This is a genomic window from Paenarthrobacter sp. AB444, assembly GCF_028736865.1.
In the GTDB taxonomy this organism is placed as follows: Bacteria; Actinomycetota; Actinomycetes; order Actinomycetales; family Micrococcaceae; genus Arthrobacter; species Arthrobacter nicotinovorans_B.
Map to the genome: position 1 here is coordinate 17,462 of NZ_JAQZBY010000004.1, position 25,957 is coordinate 43,418.

The 25,957-nt window shown below is 62.2% G+C and carries 23 protein-coding genes and 1 other RNA gene; 15 read left to right on the forward strand and 9 right to left on the reverse strand.

Annotated elements, in window-relative coordinates; translation table 11 throughout:
- Window positions 1–144: 144 nt before the first annotated feature.
- The 5 genes from PQ627_RS06625 to PQ627_RS06645 form a co-directional block, all read right to left on the reverse strand.
- Window positions 145–3,240, reverse strand: coding sequence for a chitobiase/beta-hexosaminidase C-terminal domain-containing protein (locus tag PQ627_RS06625; protein ID WP_274259454.1), 3,096 nt, complete (start codon window positions 3,238–3,240; stop codon window positions 145–147).
- Window positions 3,240–3,566: a hypothetical protein gene (locus tag PQ627_RS06630; RefSeq protein WP_260842356.1), complete on the reverse strand. Its 327-nt coding sequence runs from the start codon at window positions 3,564–3,566 to the stop codon at window positions 3,240–3,242. Before PQ627_RS06630 ends, PQ627_RS06625 begins: the two co-directional genes overlap by 1 nt.
- Window positions 3,567–3,851: 285 nt before the next feature.
- Window positions 3,852–4,661 (reverse strand): hypothetical protein, encoded by an 810-nt coding sequence (locus PQ627_RS06635; RefSeq protein ID WP_274259455.1) that lies wholly within the window; start codon window positions 4,659–4,661, stop codon window positions 3,852–3,854.
- 164 nt (window positions 4,662–4,825) lie between these two features.
- Window positions 4,826–6,172: a hypothetical protein gene (locus PQ627_RS06640; protein WP_274259456.1), complete on the reverse strand. Its 1,347-nt coding sequence runs from the start codon at window positions 6,170–6,172 to the stop codon at window positions 4,826–4,828.
- 257 nt (window positions 6,173–6,429) lie between these two features.
- The gene (locus PQ627_RS06645; protein ID WP_443192744.1) at window positions 6,430–9,171 is read right to left on the reverse strand and encodes a GH25 family lysozyme; all 2,742 of its coding nucleotides are present in this window, start codon (window positions 9,169–9,171) and stop codon (window positions 6,430–6,432) included.
- Window positions 9,172–9,451: 280 nt separating this feature from the next.
- Between PQ627_RS06645 and PQ627_RS06650 the strand changes: the two genes are divergently transcribed.
- The 14 genes from PQ627_RS06650 (at window position 9,452) to PQ627_RS06715 (ending at window position 20,991) form a co-directional block, all read left to right on the forward strand.
- On the forward strand, window positions 9,452–10,675 hold the full coding sequence (locus tag PQ627_RS06650; RefSeq protein WP_144659810.1) for a CpaF family protein: 1,224 nt from the start codon (window positions 9,452–9,454) through the stop codon (window positions 10,673–10,675).
- The gene (locus PQ627_RS06655; protein WP_274259458.1) at window positions 10,675–11,529 is read left to right on the forward strand and encodes a type II secretion system F family protein; all 855 of its coding nucleotides are present in this window, start codon (window positions 10,675–10,677) and stop codon (window positions 11,527–11,529) included. Before PQ627_RS06650 ends, PQ627_RS06655 begins: the two co-directional genes overlap by 1 nt.
- Window positions 11,526–12,467, forward strand: a complete 942-nt coding sequence (locus PQ627_RS06660; protein ID WP_274259459.1) for a type II secretion system F family protein — start codon at window positions 11,526–11,528, stop codon at window positions 12,465–12,467. Before PQ627_RS06655 ends, PQ627_RS06660 begins: the two co-directional genes overlap by 4 nt.
- An 88-nt stretch (window positions 12,468–12,555) precedes the next feature.
- Window positions 12,556–12,804, forward strand: coding sequence for a hypothetical protein (locus tag PQ627_RS06665; protein ID WP_274259777.1), 249 nt, complete (start codon window positions 12,556–12,558; stop codon window positions 12,802–12,804).
- Window positions 12,804–13,202, forward strand: a complete 399-nt coding sequence (locus PQ627_RS06670) for a TadE/TadG family type IV pilus assembly protein (protein WP_260842369.1) — start codon at window positions 12,804–12,806, stop codon at window positions 13,200–13,202. The genes PQ627_RS06665 and PQ627_RS06670 overlap by 1 nt, the downstream gene beginning before the upstream one ends.
- Window positions 13,183–13,716, forward strand: a complete 534-nt coding sequence (locus PQ627_RS06675) for a hypothetical protein (RefSeq protein ID WP_274259460.1) — start codon at window positions 13,183–13,185, stop codon at window positions 13,714–13,716. Before PQ627_RS06670 ends, PQ627_RS06675 begins: the two co-directional genes overlap by 20 nt.
- Complete coding sequence (locus PQ627_RS06680; RefSeq protein ID WP_337993545.1) at window positions 13,713–14,276, forward strand: pilus assembly protein TadG-related protein; 564 nt, start codon at window positions 13,713–13,715, stop codon at window positions 14,274–14,276. Before PQ627_RS06675 ends, PQ627_RS06680 begins: the two co-directional genes overlap by 4 nt.
- An 84-nt stretch (window positions 14,277–14,360) precedes the next feature.
- Window positions 14,361–15,482 carry a peptide chain release factor 2 gene (gene prfB, locus PQ627_RS06685; RefSeq protein ID WP_274259461.1) on the forward strand — a complete coding sequence of 374 codons (1,122 nt, stop codon included), beginning with the start codon at window positions 14,361–14,363 and terminating at the stop codon, window positions 15,480–15,482.
- Window positions 15,483–15,669: 187 nt separating this feature from the next.
- Window positions 15,670–16,434 (forward strand): cell division ATP-binding protein FtsE, encoded by a 765-nt coding sequence (ftsE, locus tag PQ627_RS06690; protein WP_144659817.1) that lies wholly within the window; start codon window positions 15,670–15,672, stop codon window positions 16,432–16,434.
- Entirely contained in the window at window positions 16,431–17,345 is a 915-nt protein-coding gene (ftsX, locus tag PQ627_RS06695) for a permease-like cell division protein FtsX (protein ID WP_144659818.1), read from the forward strand. The genes ftsE and ftsX overlap by 4 nt, the downstream gene beginning before the upstream one ends.
- A 52-nt stretch (window positions 17,346–17,397) precedes the next feature.
- Window positions 17,398–18,813: a M23 family metallopeptidase gene (locus PQ627_RS06700; protein WP_274259464.1), complete on the forward strand. Its 1,416-nt coding sequence runs from the start codon at window positions 17,398–17,400 to the stop codon at window positions 18,811–18,813.
- Window positions 18,814–18,878: 65 nt separating this feature from the next.
- Window positions 18,879–19,349, forward strand: coding sequence for an SsrA-binding protein SmpB (gene smpB, locus PQ627_RS06705; protein WP_144659820.1), 471 nt, complete (start codon window positions 18,879–18,881; stop codon window positions 19,347–19,349).
- A gap of 104 nt (window positions 19,350–19,453) precedes the next feature.
- Window positions 19,454–19,822: a transfer-messenger RNA gene (gene ssrA / locus PQ627_RS06710) on the forward strand.
- 188 nt (window positions 19,823–20,010) lie between these two features.
- Complete coding sequence (locus PQ627_RS06715; RefSeq protein ID WP_144659821.1) at window positions 20,011–20,991, forward strand: S1C family serine protease; 981 nt, start codon at window positions 20,011–20,013, stop codon at window positions 20,989–20,991.
- A 7-nt stretch (window positions 20,992–20,998) separates the two neighbouring features.
- Here the strand turns inward: PQ627_RS06715 and PQ627_RS06720 are convergent, their stop codons facing one another.
- Window positions 20,999–21,373 carry a hypothetical protein gene (locus tag PQ627_RS06720; protein ID WP_274259465.1) on the reverse strand — a complete coding sequence of 125 codons (375 nt, stop codon included), beginning with the start codon at window positions 21,371–21,373 and terminating at the stop codon, window positions 20,999–21,001.
- A 31-nt stretch (window positions 21,374–21,404) separates the two neighbouring features.
- Here PQ627_RS06720 and PQ627_RS06725 point away from each other — a divergent pair, with 31 nt between their 5' ends.
- A complete protein-coding gene (locus PQ627_RS06725; protein ID WP_274259466.1) occupies window positions 21,405–22,859 on the forward strand; it encodes an MFS transporter in 1,455 nt (484 codons plus the stop codon).
- A gap of 18 nt (window positions 22,860–22,877) precedes the next feature.
- On the opposite strand, the gene PQ627_RS06730 is transcribed toward PQ627_RS06725, so the two are convergent.
- The 3 genes from PQ627_RS06730 to PQ627_RS06740 form a co-directional block, all read right to left on the reverse strand.
- On the reverse strand, window positions 22,878–23,591 hold the full coding sequence (locus PQ627_RS06730) for a metal-dependent transcriptional regulator (protein WP_274259467.1): 714 nt from the start codon (window positions 23,589–23,591) through the stop codon (window positions 22,878–22,880).
- Window positions 23,592–23,600: 9 nt separating this feature from the next.
- Window positions 23,601–24,422, reverse strand: coding sequence for a class I SAM-dependent methyltransferase (locus tag PQ627_RS06735; RefSeq protein WP_274259468.1), 822 nt, complete (start codon window positions 24,420–24,422; stop codon window positions 23,601–23,603).
- Window positions 24,423–24,524: 102 nt separating this feature from the next.
- The gene (locus tag PQ627_RS06740) at window positions 24,525–25,928 is read right to left on the reverse strand and encodes an aminotransferase class V-fold PLP-dependent enzyme (RefSeq protein WP_274259469.1); all 1,404 of its coding nucleotides are present in this window, start codon (window positions 25,926–25,928) and stop codon (window positions 24,525–24,527) included.
- Window positions 25,929–25,957 lie beyond the last annotated feature (29 nt).

Below are 25,957 nucleotides of genomic sequence, written 5' to 3' on the forward strand. Positions count from 1 at the left end.
AGGTCCTTGCAAACCCTCAGTCTAGTTCATTGCGGCAAACGTTCCGTGGAAGCACGGTGTGCCCACGGAACGCAGCCAACGAAAGGGGTGCACCGGATATTCTCCGATGCACCCCTCGAAACGGCAAGCTGGCGGTTCAGTCCACTAGGGGAGCGACGTGAATCCTTGCCATCCTGTTCCTACTTGTCCCCAAGCAAGCCACCCACCGGTGCCATTGCCTGGGTAGAGCCACAGATTGCCGTTGGCATCCCTGGCGAGGACATCGGGCTTGCCGTTGCCATTGAAGTCGCCTGGGCCAAGCAGGGCCGTCATGCCACCCCAGCCGCTGCCGATCTGGGAGCGGGTGCCCCAGCCACCGGTGCCATTGCCCGGGTACAGCCACAGGGCGCCGCCGGTATCCCGGGCAATCACGTCGGTCTTGCCATCGCCGTTGAAATCGCCGGTGCTGAAGATGGCATTCATGACGTTCCAGCCGGCCCCGACCTGCGTTGCCCCTGCGGTGAACTTGCCCAGGCCGTCTCCCTTGTAGAGCCACAGTACGCCTGAGGCGTCCCTCGCAAGAAGGTCGGATTTGCCGTCTCCGCTGAAGTCTCCGGGAGCGACGACGGCCGTCATTCCACTCCAACCACTTCCCACCGATACCGCCGGCTGCCAGCCGCCTGTTCCGTTGCCCTTGAAGAGCCACAGTTGTCCGGCAGCATCCCGGGCGAAGACATCGCTGCGTCCATCTCCGCTGAAGTCCCGTGTAGGAATGATGAGGTTGTAGTTGTTCCAGGAGGTACCCGTGTTGACCTTGCCCAGCCAACCGCCTGTCCCGTTGCCTGGGTAGAGCCACAGTGTTCCGGCGGAATCCCGGGCCAGGACGTCATTCTTGGCATCCGAGTTGTAGTCCTTCCAGGTGTTGGCGGGGGCCGGCGGCACGGTGTAGGTCTGCGAGGCGACCGCCGATTGGTTTCCTGCGGTGTCAACGGCAAAGTACTTCACCGTGGCGGTTGCCGTGGGCGTGATCGTCACCGTTGTGGTTCCAACCTGGCTGGAAACAGTCGGGGTGGAATTATCGGTGGTGTAGTAGATCTTTGCCCCGGCTTCTGTCGTCAGCGTGACGCTTTGTCCCAGGGTGATGTTGCCGCCCTGGGGGCTGGCAGTTACAGTCGGCGCAACGTTGTCCAGTACGTACACCTGCGTCTGTGGCGCAGAGGCATTGTTCGAAGTATCCACCGCAATGTACTTGAGCGTCTTGCTGCCCATTGCGATGGGAGCGGTGTACAGCGTGCTGGCCGTGGTGGGTGTGCTGCCATCTTCGGTGTAGTAGATCTTCGCGCCCGCTTCATTGGCCGTGAGCGTGATCTTGCTCGAGGGGCCGTAGGTGCCTGCAACGGGATCCGCCGTCACGGTTGGTGGTGTTGTGTCAGCGATGAAGACCGTGAAGTTCACGCCGGCCACCGTCGTGTTCCCCGCAGCGTCCCGGGCTTCAACTTCGAACCTGTTCGGACCGTTGGCGATGTCGGCGTAAACCTTGGGGGAGGTACATGCCGTGAAGGCATCTGTCCCCAGCCGGCAGCGGAACCCGGCCACGTCCGGTGCGGTCGAGGCGAACTGGAACTGGTATCCGGCACCCACTGTGGCGCCACTGGCCGGAGCCGTGATTGCCACCTGCGGAGCCGTCAGGTCCGCTGTCACGTTCAAGGAAGCAGCAGGGCCGACGTTACCGGCGGCATCCGTGCTCCTGATGCGCAGGGTGTGCGCACCTTCTGTGGTCAGCGTGAAGGTGTCACCAGGTACGCAGGCCTTGAAATCAGCGTCCGCCGTGGAATCAACCGAGCAACTCAGCGTGGTTCCGGCTTCGAAGGTCGCGCCGAGTACTGGTTTGCCGTTCACCACCTGTCCGCTGTTCGGTGCGGTGAAGACAGGCGCAGCAGGGGCCACGGTGTCCACGGTGAACGTCCGAGAAACGGGAACGCCTCCCGGAGCTGGCCGTACCGAGAAGGTCTGCGGTCCGTTGGCCAGTACAGCTGAGGTGTACGTGCCACTGGTGCAATCCGTCCAGGCTCCACCGACGGAGCATTCCAAAGCGCTGCCGCTCGGATCCGCGCTGACACCGAACGTTGGTGTGGTGTCGTTGGTGAAGGCGGGGTTAGGTGACTGCGCGCCACTTGCCAAGGTCGGCCCGGAGGTGATCTGGGCTATGACTCCGCCCAGGAGGCTCATCTTTCCTTGGCCGGTAGCCGGAGTCGCATTCAGTTGTCCGGGATCATCCAAGACCAGCAGCTGGCCGCCGCGCATGCCCAGGCCACTGATCTTGCTGAAGCCCAATGCCCAGGAGTTGTCGACAACCCCCGTATCGAGGTTCAGTCGTGACACCTTGTCCTTGCCGGCATCGGCCGCAGTGGTGCCGGTGCTCGTGCCTGTGTAGATGATGTGGGCGTCGTAGTCGTAGTAGATCGACGATGCGACGCCAACGTTGTAGGACGCCAGCGGCACGTAGTTGGTCATGTCGCCGTCGTCCGGGGCTGAAAAGGCCCGAAGCCCGGTGGTTTCCAGCACGTAGACGCTGACGTGACCGTTGCTGTCCCAGCCAGCGGCTACGAGGCCAAGGGCCTTCGTGGTGACCGAGGCGATGGTTTCGATGCTCGGGTGCTTGATGGTCGGATCAACGATCTTGATGATCGACCGCGCATTCGCAAATGAAAGGTAGATGTTGCCGTCGGGTCCGTCGCTGACGGCGTTCGGCCTGACATCTCCATCCAGGATGGAGAGTGTGCTGCTGTACTCGAAGCGGTTAAGGGAAGGGCTCCATTCGGCGCGGACCAAATGCGAGCTTCCCACCGAGGCGTCAGGAATGAACGCTATCTCGTCACCGCTGCCGATCTTGGCGGGTGTGGGATCGTAGATGGTGGCGACTCCGGGCACCTTTGCACCTTGCCCGGATCCGGGCAGGCTACCGCCCAGGCAGGTGTCCTTTTCCACGGTGCCGGGTTGCCCGTTGACTGGCTCGGACATACGGCAGAAGCCGGCCACACTGTCGGAGACCCATATTTTGCCGACGGGGTCCACCACCGTACCGGCAGCCTTGGTAAGGCCGGTGCCGACCACCTGACGCTGTTGGTCAGCGAAGGCCGGGGTGCTGGAAACGACGGCGGTCATTCCGGCAACGGCCAGAGCCGCTGCGGCCACGATTGTTGTCAGCTTCTTACCGCGGAGCAACCTGGGGGTGAAGATACGGGCTGCAGGCTGTTCCATCACGCCACTTCCTTCAGCCACTTGGTCAGGACTGCCGCCTGTGGTGCCATGGGAGCCAAAGTCAGGGCCCCTTTGACGATGGGCGGGCCGCCAAGACCGTAGAGGGCGGTACTGATGGTGGGGGGATTGCTGCGGGTGCATGCCTTGACTATCGCCAGGCAGATATCCGCCCGGTTGCCGGAGGCCCCGGCTTCAATAGCGACGTTGACGGCAGCGTTTTCCTCGGCTTCAAGGACCTGGGGCTGCGGACCGACGTAGGCGACGCGGACATCGGCGAATTTCTTGTACTGGGTGTTGGCCCAGACTTCCGGAAGGCTTGACAGCACTGCGAGCGAATTTCCATCCGCCCCGCGACAGTCAAATTTGTACCTTTTTACCGGTTCCGGTCTTTCGGGACGAGGAGTGTCGGCATCGCCGGCATTCGTTACGCCCAGCCGGAACGGCTCAACATTTTGCGTTACTTGGACAGAGCAGCCCGTAAGAACGAGACCGGCAAGGCCAAACTGGACGACAGCGCGTCTTGGCATATCCACCGAGGGATCCCCACTTCATTCGGATGCTCCCCAGCTCCGCATGCAGTTGGATGTTCGCCCCAGCCGTTGCCGGCTGCATTACTCCATCTTCTCCCATATTCCGCATTTGTCACTACTTAAGACGTCTTTTTCTGCAAGAAGAATTCCGGCTTGTCCTTCGACGGCGCCACCAGCCGCCTTTTGGCCACCATCCGGGCCTGTGACACTCCAGTTGCAGCCTTCCGGGGGCGTTTTCCGGAGATGAAACCTGCCGGCGGCCAGGCCGCCGTCGCCCACTGCATGCTGGCCGTCACCGGCGCGGGCCCCGGCAGCCCACAGGGCAATGATTTTTCCCTGGGGTGCTTTAGGGCAAAGCTGGCTGGCAGCCTGCAGGAGCTGGCGGCTGCTGCCGCCGAAGATTTGCGACGCCGAATCATCGCTGACCCGTGTACAGAGTCCCAACGCCGCCAAGTAGGACTCCAGACCCTGGGAGGGGTCCGTTCCGGGTGCGGCGATGGCGATGATCCTGGCTTCATCTTCCGTGGGCTCGTAGGGCTGTGGACCTTGGTAGCTGGCTGTACAAGAGTCCATGCGCACGTAGCCTGATGAGGCCCAGACCTCGGCCAGGCTCGAGTAAGTGGTGTCGGGCACTGCATTGAGGCTGGTACAGGAGTAGGAGAAGCGGCCCGAGTCATCCGGGTCCCCGGCACCCTGTCCGCTGCCCTCGCCAGGTTCGCTGCTTGGATCCGCTGGAGTTTCCGACGGCGGTGCGGACTGCGGCGGGGACGTCGAAGTGGTGGGGGATGAGGAGGTGGCGGAAGTCGTGGGTGTTGCTCCCGGCGCCGAGGAACAGCCCGAGGCAAGCAGCAGCACAGCTGCAGCTGCTGCTGAAAGGTAGTGAAAACGCATCAGGGCCTCCAGCTCCATGGTTCTCCGGAGCGGTCAGCCGGGTCAATGGAGTGCCCGGCGAATCGGGTATCGATACCGCTACGGTTTGTGCGGCAGGTGACGCAGGAGTAACGGAACGTTGAAGGCCTTGGCCGAGAGCCAAGGCCTTCAAAATCCCTGCGTGCCTAGGCGAGCATGGAATTCAGGGTGTTGATAATGGTGGCCTCCACGCCGCCTGTGCCACCCACGAAGTGGGCGATGTGGCCGTAGACGGTCATTGAGCCGCCAGCGATCCCGGGATAGTCCGGATCCCATCCACCCTCGTAACTTCCGCCCACCGAGTATGGTGGCAAGAACTGCGCGCTCGGCAGGTAGTAGCAAGACTCATTACCGTAGCCGCCCACGATGACGGCATTCGCTCCACCGTATTTCGAGCGGAAATAGGCTGCGTATCCACTGACCAGCTCACCGCCGACAATGCCGATTTTCAGTTGCGGGCTGCCGCCGAACTTCCAGACCTGGAAGGGACACGTTACGGTCGTTGCGTAGCTGCCGCTGTCGATCCGCCCGATCATGACCTGGGCGTGGCGTCCGTACCACGCAGGGTTGCCGTCGAGGTTCGGCAGACGTGAAGCGTAGGCCGCCCTGACCGCCGCAAGGTTTCCAGCGGTGGGCGTGATGTCCAGCGGTATCTGGATCTCTTTGTAGCTTGTCTGCAGCGGACTGCCGATGGTTCGACCAGGCGTCTGCATTGCGATCGACACGGCTGAACCAAGTTTGGTGGCATATTCATCGCGAAGGTCCCAGCTGGGCTCACCCATGGGATTCTGGTCGCCTGCCGCACCCTGGAGGAACAGGGCAAAGCAATTCGTATTGTTGTTTTCGATGTAGTTGCAAGCCCCGGCGGGGAAGTCTCCGTCGAAGAGTGTGCGCATGCCGGCAGCCACAGGATGGCACGCGTAATTGAAAATCACGGCCCGCGCTTTGCCATTCGAGCGGCGCGCGACGATAACGGGGACCGTGTCTTCCAAGTACGGCAAGCCCGCCCTGTTGTAGGCGATGCTCGCCGTCGTGACCTTGTAGTCGAGAGTGACGGCGGTCTGGGCGTTATTGAGTGCCTTCTGGGCAGCGTCCACGAGGTCGTCCTCGAGGTGCTGGCTGTAGGTTTGCACCATCGACAAGTCAGATAGCCCGTAGCACATGAAGGGGTGAAGGGTGTCAACCACTACTGGCCCGTTATGCGTGTGGGTCGACTGGATCAGGATGTCACCGTTGGTCCAGTTGGCCAGCTGAAGGATCCTTGCCCTGGCGCTTTGATGGATTGAGCGCGGTAAAGCAAGAATGTCCACGCTCATGATGAGGTTCGGCGAGCCGTCCTCCCACAGTACGATCGCGCGGACCCACAGGGATTCGTAAGGTGCGCTGCTGGTGGCCTCGCGACCACCGTCGAGGGTCCCGTACCCCGCCATGTACGGATTGACATCGATGGACGGGGAAATGCTGACCTTGGCCGTAGAAACGGTAAACGCCATGAAAGATCACTCCTTGATTGTGCGCTCGTGGTGACCTTCGTTTGCCCCCAAACAAAGCCCGTTTCCCATTGCGCTGAACAGCCAAAACGTGAGACCACCTTCATTAGACCACGCAATGTTCGGATATGACGCCTATCCATTGCAGCGGACATCATTTGTTTCATTTCCGACGCTTTCCGGCGAAAAAACGGAAAGGGCCCGCACGCTCCATTCCGGAGTTTGCGGGCCCTTCCCGACAGGGCGTTCCGTGCTTTGGGCTACCTTGCTGCTGGGGAGAGGATTTTCAGGCCACCCCAGCCGGACCCGATCACGCTGGGCGAGCCCCATGTTCGGTTTTGCCCGACGGGGTAGTAGCGAAGTTCACCGCCGGTTGTTCTACCGATGATTCCGGTTGTGTTCGCTCCCGCAAATCCGCGGATGGCTCCGTAACTGTTGATGACATTCCATCCCGTCCCGACGGTTGACGGAGCTTCCGTGATGAAAGCCCCGTTTCCGTTGGATCGGTAGAGCATGAGGTTGCCCGTGGCATTTTTCGCCAGGAGATCGGCATTGGAGTCCTTATCGAAGTCCATTTGAACGATGTCCAGGCCTGACCAGCCCGTTCCGATTTGGGTACGGGTTCCCAAGGCACCGCCGGAGGGATTGCTGATCTGGAACAAACGGCCGGCCGGGTCATAACCCACGATTCCCGGTCGGGTATCGGACTTCTTCCACCGTCCTACCGTGAGGGTCCAGTCCTGCCAGCCTGTGCCGAGGCTGATGGGCCCGCCGAAGCCCCGGCCTTGCAGGCCCGGGTACAGGCTCAGCCTTCCATCGCTCCATTGCGCGAGGATGTCCAAAGCGCCATCGCCATTCCAGTCGGTGAGGAAACCGGCCTTCAACCCGGTCCATTGCGTACCGATGAGCTCAGGGGAGTTCAGGGAGCCCGACCCTGAACCCGCGTACCGATACAGGTTGCCGTCCTGCCGAATGGCCAGGACATCGGGCTCGTCAACGCCCAGGGTGCTCTCAACATTGACCGGGGCGCCGCCTATAAGCATGGCGTCATTCCACCCCAAGCCTGTCAGGAAGCGGTTGCCCCAGGAACCTCCCACGGCCGGGTAATAGTAGAGGTCGCCGTTGGCAGCCCGAGCCTGCAGCCCCTGTGAACCCGCACCGTTGAAGCCCGCGGAGGAGCTGACCGACGTCATGGCCGACCACCCGTTGCCAATGACCCGTGCTGGCTCTGAAACGAACGAGCCAAGCCCGTTGCTTCGATACAGCCGCATGGTTCCGTCGCCGGTCCTTGAGACCAGGTCCTGGCTGCCGTCGCCGTCGAAATCCAAAAGGTTGAACTGGTGCCCGCTGAAACCAGTGCCGATCTGGACGCCGCCACCCAGGGCGCCTCCAGAGGCATTTTGATACCGGTACAGGTTGCCGTCACCGTCCTGTCCAATGACACCGGGGAAGGCATCCCTTGAGTTCCACCATCCGGCAGCCAAGGACATTTCCTGCCAGCCGCTGCCCACTTGGATGGGTGTGCTGAAGCCGCCCGCGGAGTTACCCCGATAGACCTGAAGGGTTCCGTCCGACCATTGGGCCAGGATGTCCTGGACACCGTCCTGGTTCCAGTCGACAACATGGACGGAGAGGGCGTTGCCCCAGCCGGAGCCGATGGTGACCGGGCCGGATATTCGTCCTTGCCCGTCGGCGGGGAAGTTGTCGAGTCGTCCGGAGGGCATTGCCGCCAGCACATCCGCACCGGATCGGATCGAGGGATTCGAGGGGGCAGGTACGCCGCGTGCAAAGGTACGGAGTTCGTCGTAGGTGCCATTGAAGATGTTGGAGTCACCTTCGAAAGGACCGGTGCTGCTGTATTGCCACATGGAGTAGTCGTTCCAACTGGCCGGCAAGGATCCGGGCGAGTTGGTGGGATTGTTCCAGTAGGAGGCGATCCAGAGCGGGTAGCTTCCAAAGGTGCTGTTGCCCACGCAGGTGTTCCACCAGTCGGTGGTGCTGTAGATGACGGGGAATCTGCCGGTCAGTGCCTTGACGGTGTTGCCGAAGTCGGCTGCCCATTGACCCAGCTGGGCCTTGGACATGTCATAGCAGGTGTTGCCGAAGTAGAAGCCGTTGATGGTCCGTCCGGCATAGGGGTTGTATTCAATGTCCAGGACGGGCGGGAGGGTGTAGCCGTCTGCCGTCCAGCCGCCTCCGTTGGCCACGAAGTACCGGGCTTGGTCAGCCCCCGACGACCAGTTCGGGATGGCGAAGTGGTACGCGCCGCGGACCATGCCAACATTCCGGGACCCGTTGTACTGCTGGGCGTAGTTTTCGTTGAGGTAGTAGTTGCCTTCGGAGGCCTTGACGTAGGCCCACCTTGAGCCCTGGCTCCATTGGCTTGACCAGTCGACATTGCCCTGGTGCGCGCTGACGTCCTGGCCTTGGATCCCGATGGTGGGACGCCAATGGTCCGGATCGGCTGCCATCGGTACCAACGCCTGGACCGCACCACCGACGGATTTGGCGCGCGCAGGTGCAGCCGCATCCTTGCTTTGTTTGGCGGTGACGACCCTGGGCGAGCGCTGGCCCATTTCTGCACCGCCGGCCGGGATGGCAGCGCGCATCGCGGCCTTCATGGTTTCAGCATCCGGCGCATTGCCCGGCATCGCCTTGGGCTGTGCGGTCTGCGCTTCTGCTTTGCTGTCGGTGTCGGGCGCGGGCGTGGTCGCGCCGCCAGGAGAAAGTTCGACGCCGGTGATCGGCGCTTGCTGGTCAGGCAGCTTTCCGGGGGGAGGGCTGTTTTCTGCCGGAGACGAGGCGGGGCCGTTACCTGCTGGTTTGGGGCCCTGGGGTGATCCCGGTGACGGAGCTCCGGAAGCTGGTGCCGGTTGGGGGACCGGGGTCTGGGCCCAGGCAGGTGCTCCAAGGAAACTGCCTGCCGTAAGGGCGACGGCCAGCGCCAGCCCTACGCGCGCCAAGGGAATGCGTCCCGCCGGGACCATCAATTTATGTTTCATCATCACATCCGGCCCTGTACCGCGGCTCAGCGGTGCATGGTGTGGCTTAGGGACAAGCTTCGGGCGCCTGCGCGTGAGACCATAGGCCAGCTCCTAACGGGCTTTACCCTAACATCCTGAAACAGGAGTGACTAGTGGGATTGACGGTGCTGTTGTGACTGGCGATTCCAAGTTATCCACATACCGCGCCGACAGACTTGAGGCGGCCCCCTGGCTCACTTAGCGTAAATCACTCGAGATGCGCCTCTCGTTTACGCCATCATGACCATTGGGGAGAGCTGTGGATGCAGTAAGGATCGTCGAGGGAGAGGTCCGGGAACTGATCCGGCGCCGTGGCTTGGATCCCCTGGAACGGGCCGCGGACGTCCGCTCCCTGGTGGATGAGGCGGTCAGGGATTACGACGAGCGCGCGCTCCTTGCTCCGCTTCCTCCTTTGGGTCATCTTGAGACTGCCCGGCGCCTCATTTTTGATGCCGTCGCGGGCTTCGGGCCGCTGCAGCCGTTCCTTGATGACGATGCCATCGAAGAACTCTGGATCAACGCTCCCCATGAGGTCTATGTGGCCCGTAACGGCGAGTCCGAGCTAACCACCGTTAGTCTGAGCGAGCAGCAAGTCCGCGATCTGGTCGAGCGAATGCTGAAGACTTCCGGACGCCGGCTCGATTTGTCATCGCCCTTCGTTGATGCGGCGCTCCCGGACGGGTCAAGGCTCCACGTTGCCATCCCTGACATCACCAGGAGGCACTGGGCCGTGAACATCAGAAAGTTCACCGCCCGGGCAAGCAGGCTCGAGCACCTCGTTGAGCTTGGCAGCCTGTCACCCCAGGCGGCAAGATTTCTCGGTGCAGCCGTGGCAAGTGGACTCAACATTCTTGTTTCCGGGGCCACGCAGGCTGGCAAGACCACCATGCTCAATTGCCTTGGCGCCCACATTGGTTCGCGGGAACGCGTCATTACTGTTGAAGAGATCTTTGAACTGCAGCTTCCTTTGCGTGACGTGATCGGACTTCAATGCCGTCAACCGAACTTGGAAGGTGAAGGCGAGATCCCACTCCGCAGGCTGGTCAAGGAAGCCCTGCGGATGCGGCCGGACAGATTGATTGTTGGCGAAGTCCGCGAAGCCGAAAGCCTGGACATGCTGATTGCCTTGAACTCAGGCCTTCCGGGCATGTGCACCGTACACGCGAATTCGGCACATGACGCCGTCACCAAGATTTGCACCCTGCCCCTGCTGGCCGGGGCCAACATCGCCAGCGCCTTCGTCGTTCCCACTGTGGCCTCGTGTATCGACCTTGTGGTCCACTGTGGCCGGCATCCCTCGGGGCGAAGGCAAGTCACCGAAGTCCTTGCTTTGGGCAGGCGGGTGGAAAACGGGATCATCGAGTCCTCCACTGTGTTTGGGATGACGGCGGGCCAGCTTCAACCGAGACCAAATGCGATGCCGGCTGCCGAAAAATTCGCCCGCGCAGGCTTCGACGTCTCCGCCCTGCTCGAGGTGAACTGATGGCGCCGCTCTTGGGGATTCTAGGCGGCTTCGGGCTATTCCTTATCTGGTGGTCCACGTGGGAGCCGCCAGCTCCACGGCTTGGAAAAAACAAGCGGCATCGCTTGGAGCAGCTGCTTCTGTCGGCAGGGATGGAACGCGTGACAGGACCCGCACTGCTCCTGACGTGCGGAGGCTTTGGCCTGGCAGCAGCGATTGTTTTCTACGTCGCTACAGGATCTCCTGCAGTTTCGCTGTGCTTCGGATTGTTCGGATCCTGGGTGCCAGTGGGGATTGTTCGGTGGAGGGCGCGAAGGCGGCGCGCATCGCTGCGTTTGCTGTGGCCTGATGTCGTGGATCACCTGCGTTCAGCCATTCGTGCTGGCCTTTCTCTGCCCGAGGCCCTCATCCAGCTCGGTTCCAAGGGCCCGGAAGAGCTCAGATCGCTCTTCCTTGACTTTGGCTCCGACTACCGCGCTGGAGGGCACTTTGAGGAAGCCCTGGACAGGCTGAAAGCCCGGCTCGCAGATCCTGTTGCGGACCGCATCCTTGAAGCCCTGCGAATGACCCGCGAGGTGGGAGGATCTGACCTGGGCCGTATGTTGGGGACCTTATCGGACTTCCTCAGGGACAACGCCCGGACCCGCAGCGAACTGGAAGCCAGGCAATCGTGGACCGTCAATGCCGCCCGGTTGGCGGTGGCCGCACCGTGGATAGTACTGGTGATGATGGCCAGCCGACCGGAGGCGATGCTGGCCTATAACTCAGCGGCAGGTGCAATGGTGCTCCTGGGTGGCTTGCTGGTCTCGGTGCTCTGCTACTCATTAATGCTCCGCGTCGGTGCATTGCCTGATGATGAGCGAGTCCTTCGATGAGCACGTCATTGGCTTTGGCCGTATTTGAGGGAGTGCTGCTTGGAGCCGGGTTTTGGTTGATCCTGGTGCGTCTGCCGTTCATGCGCAGGGTGTCTTTTTCCGAGCGCATCAGCCCACAGTTGAAGGCCAGGAATCTCGAATCCCGCCTACTGGCATACCCGGAACAAGACCTCACCCCTTTTGGGCCGATGGAACGGATACTACGTCCCTTTTTCCGGGATGCCATGACCGCAATATCGCGCCTGAATTTCGGGACAGCGGCCGCCTCAAAGCGGCTTGCCCGTTCGGGTTCCACGAAATCAATCCTTGATTTCCGGGTTGAACAGATTCTCTGGGCCGGTGGCGGAGTGATCCTGGCATTGTTGGTCATCGCGGTCCGTGCCGCAGCCGGACAGTTCAGCCCCGTCCTTTCATTCGTGGCCGTGATCGGGGGTGCCCTCGGGGGCTACGTACTCCGCGATTTTGTACTCGGCCAGCGGATACGACGACGCGAAAGAAGACTGTTGTCGGAGTTCCCCAGCCTCGCGGAGCTCATGGCGCTGGCCGTGGCGGCCGGTGAAAGCGCGTTGGGGGCCATGGACCGGGTAAGCCGCAGCTCCCAGGGGGAGCTCTCCAGGGAGTTCAGTTTGATCCTCGCGGATGCCCGATCGGGAAGGCCACTTGCTGAGGCACTCCAGGCGTTTTCCGGTCGGGCAGAGTTGCCTCCGCTGGTCAGGTTTTTCGATGGCTTGGTGGTCGCTGTGGAGCGCGGGACTCCACTGGCCGACGTCCTACGGGCGCAGGCTGCCGATGTCCGGGATGCCGCGAAACGTGAATTGATGGAATCGGCGGGCCGGAAAGAAATAGCCATGATGGTGCCACTCGTTTTCGGCGTCCTGCCTCTCACGGTTTTATTCGCCGCGTTTCCTGCCATCGCGGCCCTGCAACTGAGCCTCTGAGCCGACGGCCGCACACGCGCCGGGGTGCTGCCCTTCAGTCCGCCCTGGCAACAAATGTCATTAGACCACCACCACGATTGGGGAAACCATGAAAATCATCGCAAGCACGTCGTCCATTGCGTCCACAGCATCAGTCCGGACTCTCTCGGCCCGGAACCGACTCATGAGCGTTGTCCTTCGGGCAGTCCCTGGCCTTGCGGAACGAGAGCGTGGAGACGTGCCTGGATGGGTCATGATCACCCTCATGTCCGCGGCGCTGGTTGCCGGCCTTCTCGCCCTGGCTACGCCTGCTTTGAATGACATGTTCACTCAGGCCATGGCAAAGGTGGGCAAGTAATTCGTGCGTTGGGGCGGCAGGACCGGTGCGCCGCAGAACGGGGGTCGGCTGTGGTCGATTTCGTGCTGGTCGGAGCACTGCTGACCGTGTTTTGCATGTCAGTTATCCAGCTCATGCTGATACTCCATGTCCGCAATACGCTCATAGACGCCGCAGCGTCGGGAGCGCGCTACGGCGCACTGGCCGACCGGTCACCCTCGGATGCCGAAGCCCGAACAGTCGAGCTGATCACATCTGCGTTGAACGCAGGATACGCGCAGGATGTCACCACCCAAGAAGTGGACATCGAGGGCATCCGCACGCTGGAGATTTCGGTGAGGGCACCGATGCCGGTTCTGGGGCTGCTGGGACCTGGCGGATTGATGGAGGTGCGCGGACATGCTGCGCTTCCTGGCTGAACGCGCAGGGGTTGCCGGGCGGGGACTCCGGCAAAGGGCACGCCATGCGCTGTGCTTGGCCGAAATGTCGTCCGATAGCAACCCTGGTTCCCGGAGCCTCGAAAGACAACGGGGGAGTGCGGTCGTCGAGTTCACCTTCCTGGCCATCCTGCTGATGGTGCCACTGGTCTACTTCGTCGTGACCATCGGGCAAATCCAGGGGGCATCGTTTGGCGTGGTCGGGGCGGCAGACCAAGCGGCAAAGGTTTTCGTCAGCCAGGCGGATCCGGCACGGGCCAAGCTTGCGGCTGAGCAGTCAGTTGTGGTGGCCTTGGCTGACTACGGACACACGGCCGAACAGGCAACGGTGGAGATTGCCTGCGATCAGGAAGACTGCCTCGCGGCCGGGGCGAGCGTAACCGTAACGGTTCGCTTGGACGTACCTCTTCCGATGGTTCCGTTCGGGGACAAACTGCATCTGGACGCCAGCAGATTGAGCTCCTCCGCCACCCAAATCGTGGGACGATTCCAGTGAGCAGCGCAGGCGCAGGCCAAACCTCGGGTTTTGCCCCCACGGCCAGTCCCGGCAACGCAGTCCGGACGGGGCGCCGGCTCCGGGACCCAAGCCGACTCCGGGCCCCAAGCCGACTCCGGGACTCAAGCAGGCCCGGCGACGACGGACAAATCACCGTGCTCATTCTTGGATACGTGCTGTTGGCCCTCCTTCTGGCCACCGTGGTGATGGCGGCGTCCGCAATGTATCTGGAGCACAAGAAGCTCCTGTCGCTGGCCGACGGTGCCGCGCTCGCGGCAGCGGACTCGTACCTGGTGGAGGACCTTCAGGGCGGGAACGTGCCTGCCGTATCACTGGCCGATGACCGGGTATTGGCCACGGCGGAGTCTTATCTGAACAAGAGCAAAGCCTTTGCCGCGCATGACCAATTGGTGGTAGCGCAGGGAACCGGGAGCGAACCCGGGGGCACCGCCGTTGTGGTCCTCAGGGCTGTGGCCCATCCGCCGTTGGTCAGCTTCCTGGTTCCCGATGGGATTGTCATTGAGGCGAAGGCAACTGCGCGCTCTAGGCTGACGCAGTGATCAGTGGTTAAACGCAGTAATGATGGGTTGTTCGGATGGGCAACCGCCAGAGCAGCCCGGCCGATAGCGTACGCTGGGATAACCATGGCTGAAATAGATTTTCCCGCAGAAATCCGCGCCCTTCGAGCAACGTACAGCTCCATCGAGAACGTCACCGACGTTGATGCCCTCAAAGCTGAAATCGCCGAACTGAGCGAGCAAGCCGGAGCCCCGGATCTCTGGGACGACCCCGCTTCAGCGCAGGTAGTGACCTCCCGCCTGTCCCACCGGCAGTCGGAAGTCGAACGCCTGGAAAAGCTTGAGGCCAGGATCGACGATCTCGAAGTCTTGGTCGAACTGGGCCAGGACGAGGGCGATGAAGCATCCCTGGCTGAAGCTGCCAAGGAGCTGGAATCCATCCGCAAGGCCCTGGCTGAACTTGAAGTTGTTACCTTGCTCTCGGGGGAGTACGACGAGCGTGAGGCCGTCGTGACCATCCGGGCCGGAGCAGGCGGCGTGGACGCAGCCGACTTCGCCGAGATGCTGATGCGGATGTATCTGCGATGGGCCGAACGCCACGGCTACCCCACCACGGTGATGGACACCTCCTACGCTGAAGAAGCAGGCCTGAAATCGGCCACCTTCGAGGTCAAGGCACCGTACGCCTTCGGCACCCTCAGCGTGGAGGCCGGCACCCATCGCTTGGTACGCATCAGTCCCTTCGACAACCAGGGCCGGCGGCAGACCTCCTTTGCAGCAGTCGAGGTCATCCCGCTGATCGAGCAGACCGATTCCATTGAAATCCCCGACAACGAGATCCGCGTCGACGTTTTCCGCTCGTCCGGTCCGGGCGGGCAGTCGGTCAACACCACTGACTCCGCAGTACGGTTGACCCACATTCCCACGGGCATCGTGGTCTCCATGCAGAACGAAAAGTCGCAGCTCCAAAACCGTGCGGCGGCCATGCGGGTGCTGCAGTCCCGGTTGCTGTTGCTTAAGAAGGAACAGCAGGACGCCGAGAAGAAAGCCTTGGCCGGAGATGTCAAGGCATCGTGGGGCGACCAGATGCGTTCCTACGTCCTGAACCCCTACCAGATGGTCAAGGACCTGCGGACCGAACACGAAGTGGGCAACACGTCAGCTGTGCTCGACGGCGACATCGATGACTTCATCGATGCCGGTATCCGCTGGCGGACAGGTAACCGCAACGCCGCAGCCAGCTCCTAAGCAGGCAGCTGCCAGCGGCCTTCCAGGCTCCTCGTTTATTCGGCGACACGCCCCCTAAAGCCGCAGGATGCGGGCACGCCCGTGCGTATAGTCGAATGGCCGGTGCTCTCACTTCCCCCATCGAAAGCCCGCGCACCGGCTGTTGGACTGGGCGACTAATGTCATGTCCGGCGGGGTACTAAGGGCCATGATCAGATTTGAGAATGTCACCAAGGTCTACGAGCAGAATGCCCGACCGGCGCTCGATTCTGTCAGCCTTGAGATCAACCGCGGCGAATTCACCTTCCTTGTGGGCGCCTCGGGCTCAGGCAAATCCACTTTCCTACGGTTGATCCTCAAGGAAGACAAAGCCTCAGCTGGGTCTGTCTACGTCGCCGGCCAGAATGTTGCCAACATTTCGAGCTGGCGTGTTCCCAAGCTGCGTCGCGGCATCGGTGTCGTGTTCCAGGATTTCCGCCTGCTGCCGCAAAAGAATGTTTTCGCCAACGTTGCCTTCGCCATGCAGGTCATCGGCAAGAGCCGTTCCATCATCCGCGAAACCGTCCCCGAGGTATTAAAGACCGTTGGCCTTGAAGGCAAGGAACGGCGCATGCCGCACGAACTCTCAGGCGGTGAGCAGCAGCGTGTGGCGATCGCGCGCGCCGTCGTAAACCGTCCTGGGATCCTGCTTGCTGATGAACCCACCGGAAACCTCGACCCCATTACCTCGATGGGAATCATGGGCGTCCTGGACAAGATCAACCAAAACGGCACCACCGTGGTCATGGCTACCCACGACGACGACATCGTGAACGAAATGCGCCGCCGCGTGGTGGAACTGAAGAATGGAAAAGTCATTCGCGATGAGGCCAAGGCCCTGTACACGTCCATGATTCCGGTAGTAGGCGAGTCGCGCAGGCTCAAGGATGCCAGTGGCGAGGAACTCGACCGCGCTCAGGGGGCACAGCTGTGAGGCTCCTTTTCATTCTGGGGGAAATCGGCAGCGGGCTGCGCCGGAACCTGTCCATGGTGATTTCCGTGGTCCTGGTGACCTTTGTGTCCCTGACCTTCGTTGGTGCAGCGGGCATGCTGCAGATGCAGATCAACCAGATGAAGGGCTACTGGTACGACAAAGTCCAGGTAGCCGTGTTCCTCTGCAATGACGGCTCGACGGCGGTCGGTTGCGCCTCGGGGCCGGCGACGAAGGAGCAGCAGGACAACGTCCGGGCCATGCTGGAGTCACCTGCCGTGAAGCAGTACATCAATGATTTCCAGTTCGAGTCACAGGCCGAGGCCTACAAGCACTTCAAGGAGCAGTTCTCCAATTCTCCAATCGTTGATTCGGTGTCCGAGGACCAGTTGCCGGCCTCGTTCCGCATCAACATGAAGAACCCCGAGAAGTACCAGATCATCAGCGAAACATTCTCCTCCCAGCCCGGAGTGGAGACGGTCAGCGACCAGAGACAGGTCCTGGAGCGTATCTTCTCCTGGATGAACGGAGCCTCGGTGGCTGCGGTCGGTGTCGCCGCGGTGATGATTTTCTGTGCGGTGCTCCTTATCACCACCACCATCCGGCTGTCGGCCTTCAGCAGACGGCGGGAAACCGGAATCATGCGGCTCGTGGGAGCTTCGAAGACCGTGATCCAGCTGCCGTTCATCCTCGAAGGCGTCATTGCCGCCGTCGTGGGTGCGGTTTTGGCCTCTGTGACGTTGTGGCTGATGGCCCACTTCTGGCTCAACGGCGACCTCTCCAAGCAATTCCTGAACACCCCGTTCATCTCCTCCACCCAGGTCCTGGTGATTGCACCCGTGCTGATCGCACTTGGTGCCGGGCTGGCGGGGATCTCGTCGCTGTTGACACTCCGGAAATACCTGAAGGTATAGCCATGCCCTTGATCTCCGGACTTTCCACTGCTGCAATCGAAAAGGACTCCTGATGACCACGTTGGACCCCATTTCCCTGCGGAGGCGCATTGCCTCGGGCCAGGCACGGATGCTGGGTGCCGTCCTCGCCGTCGGGCTTGCCGTCAGTCTGCTGTCCGGAACGCCGACAGCCCATGCCGACAACCTGGATGACCAGCAAGCCGCACTGGAAGCGGAGGCAGCACGGGTGCAGGCGTCCTTGGAGTTTGTCGACGCCAACATAGCCAAAGCCGCAGGAGACCTCGTGATCTACCAGGGCCGCCTTCCGGGCGCCCAGCAAGCGCTGCTCGAGGCGCAGGGTCGCGTTGCAAGCGCCGTCAAGGAAGTCGAAGCCCTGGCCGCCCGCGTCGAGCTGGCCCAGCAGAACAAGGCCAAAATCACAGAGCAGTTGGAAAACGACAAGCAAAAGATCAGCGATACCAAGAAACTGATCGGACAGATCGCTTCCCAGGCCTACAAGTCCGGTGGCGTCCCCACCAACGTTGCCCTGTTGTTCGGCTCCAGCGAATCCGGAAATCTGACCGAGTCCATGGATCTGGCAGATCAGGCCATGCGGAGCCAAAACGCGGCCATGACCAAGCTGACCCAGCAAAATGCCACCAACGTGAACTCGCAAGCGAGACTCGTGGCAGTCGAGGAAGAAATCCAGGACCTGAAGGCCAAGGCTGACGCCGCGCTTGAACGGGAAAAATCGGCGAGGGACGAGGCCGCCAGTAAAAAGGCCGAAGTCGACAAGCTGATCGAGGACACGACGCGCCTGAATGGACAGCTGCAGGCAGCAAAGCCCGGGATTGAAGCAAACCTTGCGCGTGTCAAGGCAGAGCAGGACTCTGTTGCTGCGGAGATTGTGGAGCGTGACCGGAAGCTGCGCGAAGCATGGGAAGCAGAACAGCGCCGCCTCGCCGCGGAAGCAGAAGCCGCCGCCGCAGCAGCAGCCGCTGCCGCCGGCCGGCCGGCCCCTCCCGAAACGCCGTACGTCCCGCCTGCTGCCGGGTCGCCGTCGGCCTTTGGCCTGCGTCATCCTTTCGCCAGTTACGTTCCCATTACCTCCGGCTTCGGATGGCGTGCGACGCCGCCAGGAACCATCGATTTCTACGGCACCGGCGGTTACATGCACACAGGCATCGACTTCGGTGCCGCCTGTGGAACGCCTGTCTACGCCGCGGCGGCGGGCGAGGTCTTCAATTCAGGATGGAACTCGGCCGATGGAGGTGGGTGGCGCGTTAAGCTGTCCCACGGCGTCGTGCAGGGAAACTCGCTGACCACCATCTACTACCACAACAGCAGCATCGTGGTGGCGAACGGACAGAGGGTTGCGCAGGGCCAGCTCATTGCCTATTCCGGGAGCACCGGTAACTCCACAGGCTGCCACGCGCACTTCGAGACGTGGCTCAATGGCACAGCGGTGGATCCCATGACCCTCCTTTAAGGTCCGAAAATGCGCCTCCGCTGGCGTACACTGGTTCAAATCCGCATCTACTAAGGAGTTCTACCGTGCCCAAGGAAAGTGGCCGTAAGGTAGTGGCCACCAATCGGAAGGCCCGGCATAACTACCATGTCCTCGATACCTACGAGGCCGGCATCGCGTTGATGGGTACGGAGGTGAAATCCCTCCGTGAAGGCCATGCCTCCATGGTCGATGGCTTCTGCACCTTCTACAACGATGAGCTGTGGATGGAAGGCATCCACATTCCCGAATACAACCAGGGGAGCTGGACCAACCACGCCGCCCGCCGTCGTCGCAAGCTCCTGCTGCACCGCGAGGAACTGAACAAGATCTCGCACAAGATCCGTGAGTCGGGCTTTACTGTCGTGCCCCTCCAGCTGTACTTCCTGGACGGACGGGCCAAGGTGGAAATCGCCATCGCCCGAGGTAAGAAGGACTACGACAAGCGGCAGACGCTGCGTGAGCAGCAGGACAAGCGCGAATCCCTGCGAGAGCTGCGTGAGCGCAACCGGCGCTAAAAAGAAGCACGGCGCCAGTGGGAATGACAAGCCGGCTGAATGCGTTATGATTGGTAGTCCGACAGGGACCTACATGGTTCTTGCCGGGTTTGGTAACAAAATACGGGGATGATCGGTTTCGACGATGTTAGTCGCGACAGGTGAAGCGGGCCGAGGATGCAGAATTATCTCGTAAACGCTGTCTGCAAACCAATAAGTGCCGAATCTAAGCGCACTGACTTCGCTCTCGCTGCCTAAGCAGTAAGACAGTCCGTCAGCCCGGGGTTGCTATCGCCCCGGTTCCTGGCGTCATTTAGATAGCCACTGCTGTTTGCCTTCGTCATTGAGGTAAACGGGACTTTTAGATGACTGGGCCCGGATCAGCCACCTGTTCGCAGGATGGCTGGGGCCGAGAAAATCCGACGCGAACTGCGCCCGGAGAAGCCCTGACAACACGACATCGGACGGGGGTTCAATTCCCCCCATCTCCACCCTTGGCAAAGCCCCTGGATCCTCGCGGTCCAGGGGCTTTGTTGTGCTCCGGGCCAAGTGCCGCGATCCAGGCGTTCACCCACGGCGTAGCACGCACAGGACTACCGGCGCGGCGTCGTCCGTTGAAGTGGATAGGCGCTTCGCCGGGTGTGACGGCAGGCAGCGCTGGTCAGTCAGCGGGAGGCACAGGATGAGCATCGAGCCGGATTTCGCAATGGAGGAACCGGACGAGGGGCAGGCCCTCGACGACTACTCGCGGGTGGTGATCAGGGTGGCGGAGTCCGTAACGCCCCATGTTGCCGCCATCGAAATGATGAGTACGGGGCGCCGGGGCCAGGTCCGCGTCGGCAGCGGCTCCGCAGTGGTCTTCACCGCGGACGGGTACATGCTCACCAACGCCCACGTTGTTGCCGGACTCCAATCCGGCAGGGCTGTTTTCGCTGACGGCAAGCAGACGGATGTTGAACTTGTGGGGGCGGATCCCTTGTCCGACCTTGCCGTTGTACGTGGCCTCAAGTCCACCCCTCCACCGGCCCTGCTGGGCGATGCCGACACCCTGCGCGTGGGCCAACTGGTGATTGCAGTCGGGAATCCGTTGGGACTCGCCGGGTCAGTGACCGCCGGCGTAGTGAGCGGCTTGGGAAGGTCCATTCCCGTCCGGGCTGGCGAGCACAGGAGGGTCATCGAGGACGTCATCCAAACCGACGCGGCCCTCAACCCCGGGAACTCGGGAGGTGCGTTGGCGGACACCAAGGGCCGGATCGTGGGGATAAACACCGCTGTCGCGGGCTTGGGACTCGGCCTGGCCGTGCCCATCAATGCGACAACCCAACGCATCATCGGCTCGCTCTTGCGGGACGGCCGCGTCCGCCGGGCCTATCTGGGACTGGTGAGCACTCCTATCCCGCTCGACGCCAGCGCCGTGGTGAGGACAGGCCAAAAGGAAGGCTTGCGGGTGGTGGAGGTCATTGCCAATTCACCTGCCGAGAAGTCCGGGTTGCTGCCGGGCGACCTCGTGCTCCGGGCGCAGGGCCGGGCAGTGTCCAGCGCGGAAAGCCTCCAGAAGCTGCTCTTTGAGGGAGCCATCGGGCAACCTTTCCCGTTGACAGTGCTCCGGGATGGCAAGACCGTTCAGCTGACGGCTTTCCCTTCGGAAATGAGTCAGCAGTGACGGCAGCTCAGGCCTTGTCCTCCGGCACGTCCACGACCCCGACAAAGCGGCTGCCCACGCCGTCGTACTCACTCCGGACTTCACCAAGGAAAAGCTTGGGCAGCTCGTTGTTCCTGTGGGTTCGGCAGTAGACGAAAGAAAAGTCAGGCCACCACTTCTTGGGGCGGACAGCCTCGGTGTAACCGCACACCGTGCAGCTGAGGTGGACCCAGATGGGCCGCTTTCCGGTTCGGTTGGCGCGTGACTGCACCAGCCAGGCCGGAGGATTGTCCTGCAGCTGACGAAGATCGGCCTCGGAGAGGCGGGAGGGAATGCCGTGGCGCTGGGCCATTTCCATCGGAATATCAAGGGCCAAGGCGGCATCACGTCTGCTGATCACCATTCAACGATACGGGACGTGGCGGGCGTAGGCTGTGCTCATGACTGACGCTCCTGCCTTGCCCCCGAGTACCCCTCTGCAAAAACGGGTTCTCGTGGTGGCGATCGTTGCGTCCTTCATTGCCATCCTGGACGGTTTTGTGGTGAATCTCGCACTGCCGGCCATCGGCAGGGAACTGGGTGGCGGCCTAGTGATCCAGCAGTGGCTAGTTGACGCCTATCTGCTGACGCTGGGGGCGCTGATCCTGGTGGCGGGTTCCTTGTCCGACCATTTCGGCAGGGCACGGATCCTTGAGTGGGGCCTGGCAGGCTTTGCTGTGACATCCATGCTCTGCGGTTTGGCGTGGTCCGGCGAAATCCTGGTGGTTTCGAGGGCCCTGCAAGGGATTGCGGGCGCACTTCTGGTGCCAAGTTCGTTGGCGATGATCATTACCTCGTTCTCCGGCCCCGCACAGTCGAAGGCCATAGGCCAATGGTCGGGGTGGACCGGCGCAGCGGCAATCGTTGCTCCCCTGATCGGTGGCGCCGCCGTGGACCTTCTGTCCTGGCGTGTCATCTTCTTCATCAATGTGGTTCCGGCAGTGGCCATCTGGCCGGTGCTCGCGGGTCTTCGTTCATCAGACGCTGCCCGGGACAGGACCAAGCGGATCGACTACCTTGGCGCATTCCTGGCCATGGTCGGCCTGGGCGGACCGGTCTTCGCGTTCATTGAACAGGGTCGCCTGGGGTGGGGCAGCCCCCAAGTGTGGGTGCCCCTGGCACTGGGTGTGCTGGCGATGGTCCTGTTCTTGCTCCATGAAGGCCGCACCGCGGATCCCATGCTCCCGCTGGAGCTGTTCGCCATTAGGAATTTCGGCTGGGGGAACCTGGCAACGCTGGCCATTTACGCCGGGATCTCGCTGGGTTTCTTCGTCATGGGAATCTATCTGCAACAGGTCGGCGGACTGGGCGCCACGGTAGCTGGTGTTGCCTTGCTGCCGGGAACAGTCATTCTGATGGTCGGAGCGTCGTACTTCGGCGGTCTTGCCGGCAAATACGGTCCCCGCTGGTTCATGACGGCCGGACCGCTGCTGTGCGGTGTGGGCTTCCTGATGTCGCTGTCGGTGCAGGAGCCCCTCAACTACTGGACGCAGGTGCTGCCAGGCCAGATCGTCTTCGGCATTGGGCTGGCGACGCTGGTTGCACCGCTGACGGCAGCCATCCTTGGAGCCGTACCGCAGAGCGAAGCCGGGATCGGATCGGCGGTCAACAACGCCGTCGCCCGCATCGCGGGCTTGATCTCCATCGCCTTCGCGGGCGTGATCGTGGGGCCGGTGTTCACCAGGCAAGGGCTTTACAACGCTTTGGTGGCAACAGCGGTTCTGTTCCTGGCCGGGGCCGTCGCGTCCGCCGTCGGGATCCGCAACCCCTCAGCCCCGGCGGCAGCCGCCGCTGACAGTGAACCTGGTGCAGCGTCCGACGACGGCGGTGCAGCCGGGCAGCGCAGCTGACCATTGGTGCCGCTGACGTCAGCGGGCTGGAAGCACGCAGCCTGGATGGGGGCCTGCGCTCTGAACCCATAAAGCAGAGGCGACTTCATCGGCAAGATCAAATTCGCGTCCGTTCTGGCCGCTTCCGATCCTGACCACCAAAGCCCCGCCAAAGGGCTTGCGTCCCAAGACCTCCACGGGAGCGTCCAGCGGAATATCCTCAGCAGCCAGATACCTCAGGAGATCCGGGTTGTCGTCGCTGATGCGGGTGATGCGGCCCGAGTGACCTTGGTCGAGCTCGTTCATTCGGTAGGCATGCGGCAGCTCCACGGTGCCGTCAGCCGCGGGGATGGGATCACCATGCGGGTCGCGTTCGGGATGGCCGAGTTTCGCGGCCATGCGTTCGATGAAGGTATCGGACACCGCATGCTCCAGCATCTCGGCCTCGTCATGGACTTCGTCCCAGCTATAGCCGAGCTCTTCCACCAAATAGGTTTCGATGAGGCGGTGCCTTCGGACCATGGAAAGGGCAAGGCGCATGCCCTCCGGAGTCAGACGGATGGCGCTGTAGGGTTGGTGGTCAACCAGGCCCTGGTCCTTGAGCTTGCGCACCATTTCGGACACCGAGGAGTTGGCGACGCCAAGGCGCAGGGCGAGCTGCGAGGACGTGATCGGCTTGTCCTGCCACTCCGTATAGGAGTAAATGACCTTGACGTAGTCCTCGATCGAGGAGGAGGGCGTACTGGTCTTCACACTCCAAGCCTACCGTGGCAAGGCATCATGGACTTTATATGCCCGCCAGGTCTGCGTCAGGTAAGGCAGCTGCACCGTCTCGCCGGGGGCATGGCCGAGGTGCTCGTAAAGGTACCACTGCAGGTTGCCCATGACTTTGGCCCGTGTGGCTTCGTTGGCGCGCAGATAATAGCTCCGCGACTTGGTCAGCTCCATGATGTCTTCCGGTGACAACGGATCCTCCCACTCAGTGAGGTGGCGTTCCAACCCCTGGAATTCCGGGCCGATAACTGGCCGGAATCCCGGTTTGTGGACATCCCCGGCATGCATGATGCGCGAAAGTCGGTGGACCCAGGGAACCGAAGTGTCCAACTGGTTCCAGATCAGGCCCAAGACGCCGTGGGGGCGGAGGATTCGTGCGATTTCCGTGCTCGCTTTGAGCGGTTCGCACCAGTGCCAGGCCTGGGCAACGCTGACGACGTCGAATGCTGAGTCCGCCAGCCCTGTTGCCTCGGCCGTTCCCTCCGCTGCATGAACATCGGGATACGCCTTGCGCAGTTGCTCCAACATATCGGTGGAAGGATCGACGGCGGCAACCTCAAGTCCGCGTCCGGCCAAAAGGGCAGTGAACTTGCCCGTACCTGCGCCGAGATCTGCCGCGGTTGTTGACCCTTCGGGTACGAGCCAATCCACGGAGTCCTGCGGATATCCGGGCCGCACACGGTCGTAATGCTCGCCGCCGTCCTGGAAGCTCCTGCCTAGCTCGTGCCGACGGGAGGCATGGAGCTTCGGCCCACGGGGGCCGGCGGGGCCGGGTATGCCGGGAGTGCCTTCGGGTGTGCGCAGGGACACGCGGGACTCCTTCACGGGATAGCCAAAAAGGTACCCTACGAATTTACCCTCGGTCCGGGGTTCCCGCTTGGTCAGCCGTGCCTTCCGGCCGACCGTGACCCTTTAGTCCACAGTGCAAGGAGCTGCCCCTGCGGTTCCCGGGGTGTTGGGCGCCCACTCGGGGTAAGTGCGGTGGTCGTTGGCGGGAACCCAGCGGCCTTCGTCAACGACGTAGTCCCAGCCCAAGCCGTTGCGCTTGAGTTCCTGGATGCCGGCGAGCAACCTCGTGGCGTCCTCCAACCGGGAGCCGACGCCGAAGCTTGCCCGCAGGGATCCCGACGGCAGGCCCAGGCGCTTGAGCAAAGGGTGCGCGCAGAAACGGCCATCGCGGAGACCCACTCCGTGCTCGGCGGCCAGATACGCGGCGACCAGCCCGGCGTCGAATCCTTCGACGGAGAAGTTGACCACGCCGATGGTGTCCTCGGAGTCGCTGAAGATCCGGTGGACCGTTACGCCGTCGATGGCTTCCAGGCCCTCAACGAGGTAGCTGCGGATGCTGGCTTCGTGGGCGTGCCAGGCGTCCTCGTCCAGGCCAGCCAGGACCTGGGTGGCTCGGGCGAGTGTCGCCGCTCCGAGAACGTTGGGGGAGCCGCCCTCGTGCCGTGCCGGACCTGTGGCCCAGCTGACCGAATCCAGGCGGGCTTCGCGGACAGCACCGCCACCTGCCAGGTGGGGGACGCCGGCGTCGAGCCAGTCCGCGCGGCCCACAATGACTCCTGCGCCGAACGGAGCATAGAGCTTGTGTCCGGAAAATACGATGTAGTCCACGTCCGCCTCTGCGATGTTGACGCGGCGGTGCGGAGCGAGCTGTGCGGCATCCACGACGATCCTTGCGCCGTACTGGTGCGCGAGGGAGGCCAGCCGGGCAATCGGCAGGATCTCACCGGTAACGTTCGAGGCGCCGGTTACTGCGAGCAGGCTGATACCGCCCTGGGCCAGTTCGGCTTCAATCTTCTCGACGGTGCCGGCCAAGGTGGACTCCGCAACGACGCTGCGGTGCGGGACGCCCTGCCAGGGCAGGAGGTTCGCGTGATGCTCAATGTCCAGGTACAGGACCTCGCCAGCGAACTGGCCATTGAGGTGGGGCAGGCAGCCAGCCAGCAGGTTCAGTGAGTCCGTTGTGTTCCGGGTGAAGATCACGGAGTCATCGGCACGGCCGCCAACAAACTCACGGACGATGTTCCGCGAGTTCTCGTACACGGATGTACTGATCTGCGAGGCGAATCCGGCCCCGCGGTGGACGCTGGCGTAGTAGGGCAGGACCTCGTTGAGGTAGGCGGAAACAACCGTGAGTGCCGGAGCTGATGCGCCATAGTCAAGGTTGGCGTAGCGGACGTGGCCGCCCTGGATCAATGGAGCCTGCAGTTCCGCGCCGGTGACGGCGGCAAGCGGACGGGCTGCGGCAGCTGTGGGGGAGTCTTCGATGAAGGAAGAAACGATGTTTGAGTTGAACGTGGCAGTGCTCATGGGACCTCACTCAAGAGGGACCCCTCAGG

Bases quoted from the DNA above. Each gene is read 5' to 3' on its own strand.
- PQ627_RS06635 (WP_274259455.1), bottom strand. From the start codon at position 4,661: ATGCGTTTTCACTACCTTTCAGCAGCAGCTGCAGCTGTGCTGCTGCTT.
- PQ627_RS06700 (WP_274259464.1), top strand. From the start codon at position 17,398: ATGACCACGTTGGACCCCATTTCCCTGCGGAGGCGCATTGCCTCGGGC.
- PQ627_RS06625 (WP_274259454.1), bottom strand. From the start codon at position 3,240: ATGGAACAGCCTGCAGCCCGTATCTTCACCCCCAGGTTGCTCCGCGGT.
- prfB (WP_274259461.1), top strand. From the start codon at position 14,361: ATGGCTGAAATAGATTTTCCCGCAGAAATCCGCGCCCTTCGAGCAACG.
- PQ627_RS06740 (WP_274259469.1), bottom strand. From the start codon at position 25,928: ATGAGCACTGCCACGTTCAACTCAAACATCGTTTCTTCCTTCATCGAA.
- PQ627_RS06675 (WP_274259460.1), top strand. From the start codon at position 13,183: ATGCTGCGCTTCCTGGCTGAACGCGCAGGGGTTGCCGGGCGGGGACTC.
- PQ627_RS06655 (WP_274259458.1), top strand. From the start codon at position 10,675: ATGGCGCCGCTCTTGGGGATTCTAGGCGGCTTCGGGCTATTCCTTATC.
- PQ627_RS06645 (WP_443192744.1), bottom strand. From the start codon at position 9,171: ATGAAACATAAATTGATGGTCCCGGCGGGACGCATTCCCTTGGCGCGC.
- PQ627_RS06720 (WP_274259465.1), bottom strand. From the start codon at position 21,373: ATGGTGATCAGCAGACGTGATGCCGCCTTGGCCCTTGATATTCCGATG.
- PQ627_RS06665 (WP_274259777.1), top strand. From the start codon at position 12,556: ATGAAAATCATCGCAAGCACGTCGTCCATTGCGTCCACAGCATCAGTC.
- PQ627_RS06715 (WP_144659821.1), top strand. From the start codon at position 20,011: ATGAGCATCGAGCCGGATTTCGCAATGGAGGAACCGGACGAGGGGCAG.
- ftsE (WP_144659817.1), top strand. From the start codon at position 15,670: ATGATCAGATTTGAGAATGTCACCAAGGTCTACGAGCAGAATGCCCGA.
- PQ627_RS06660 (WP_274259459.1), top strand. From the start codon at position 11,526: ATGAGCACGTCATTGGCTTTGGCCGTATTTGAGGGAGTGCTGCTTGGA.
- PQ627_RS06640 (WP_274259456.1), bottom strand. From the start codon at position 6,172: ATGGCGTTTACCGTTTCTACGGCCAAGGTCAGCATTTCCCCGTCCATC.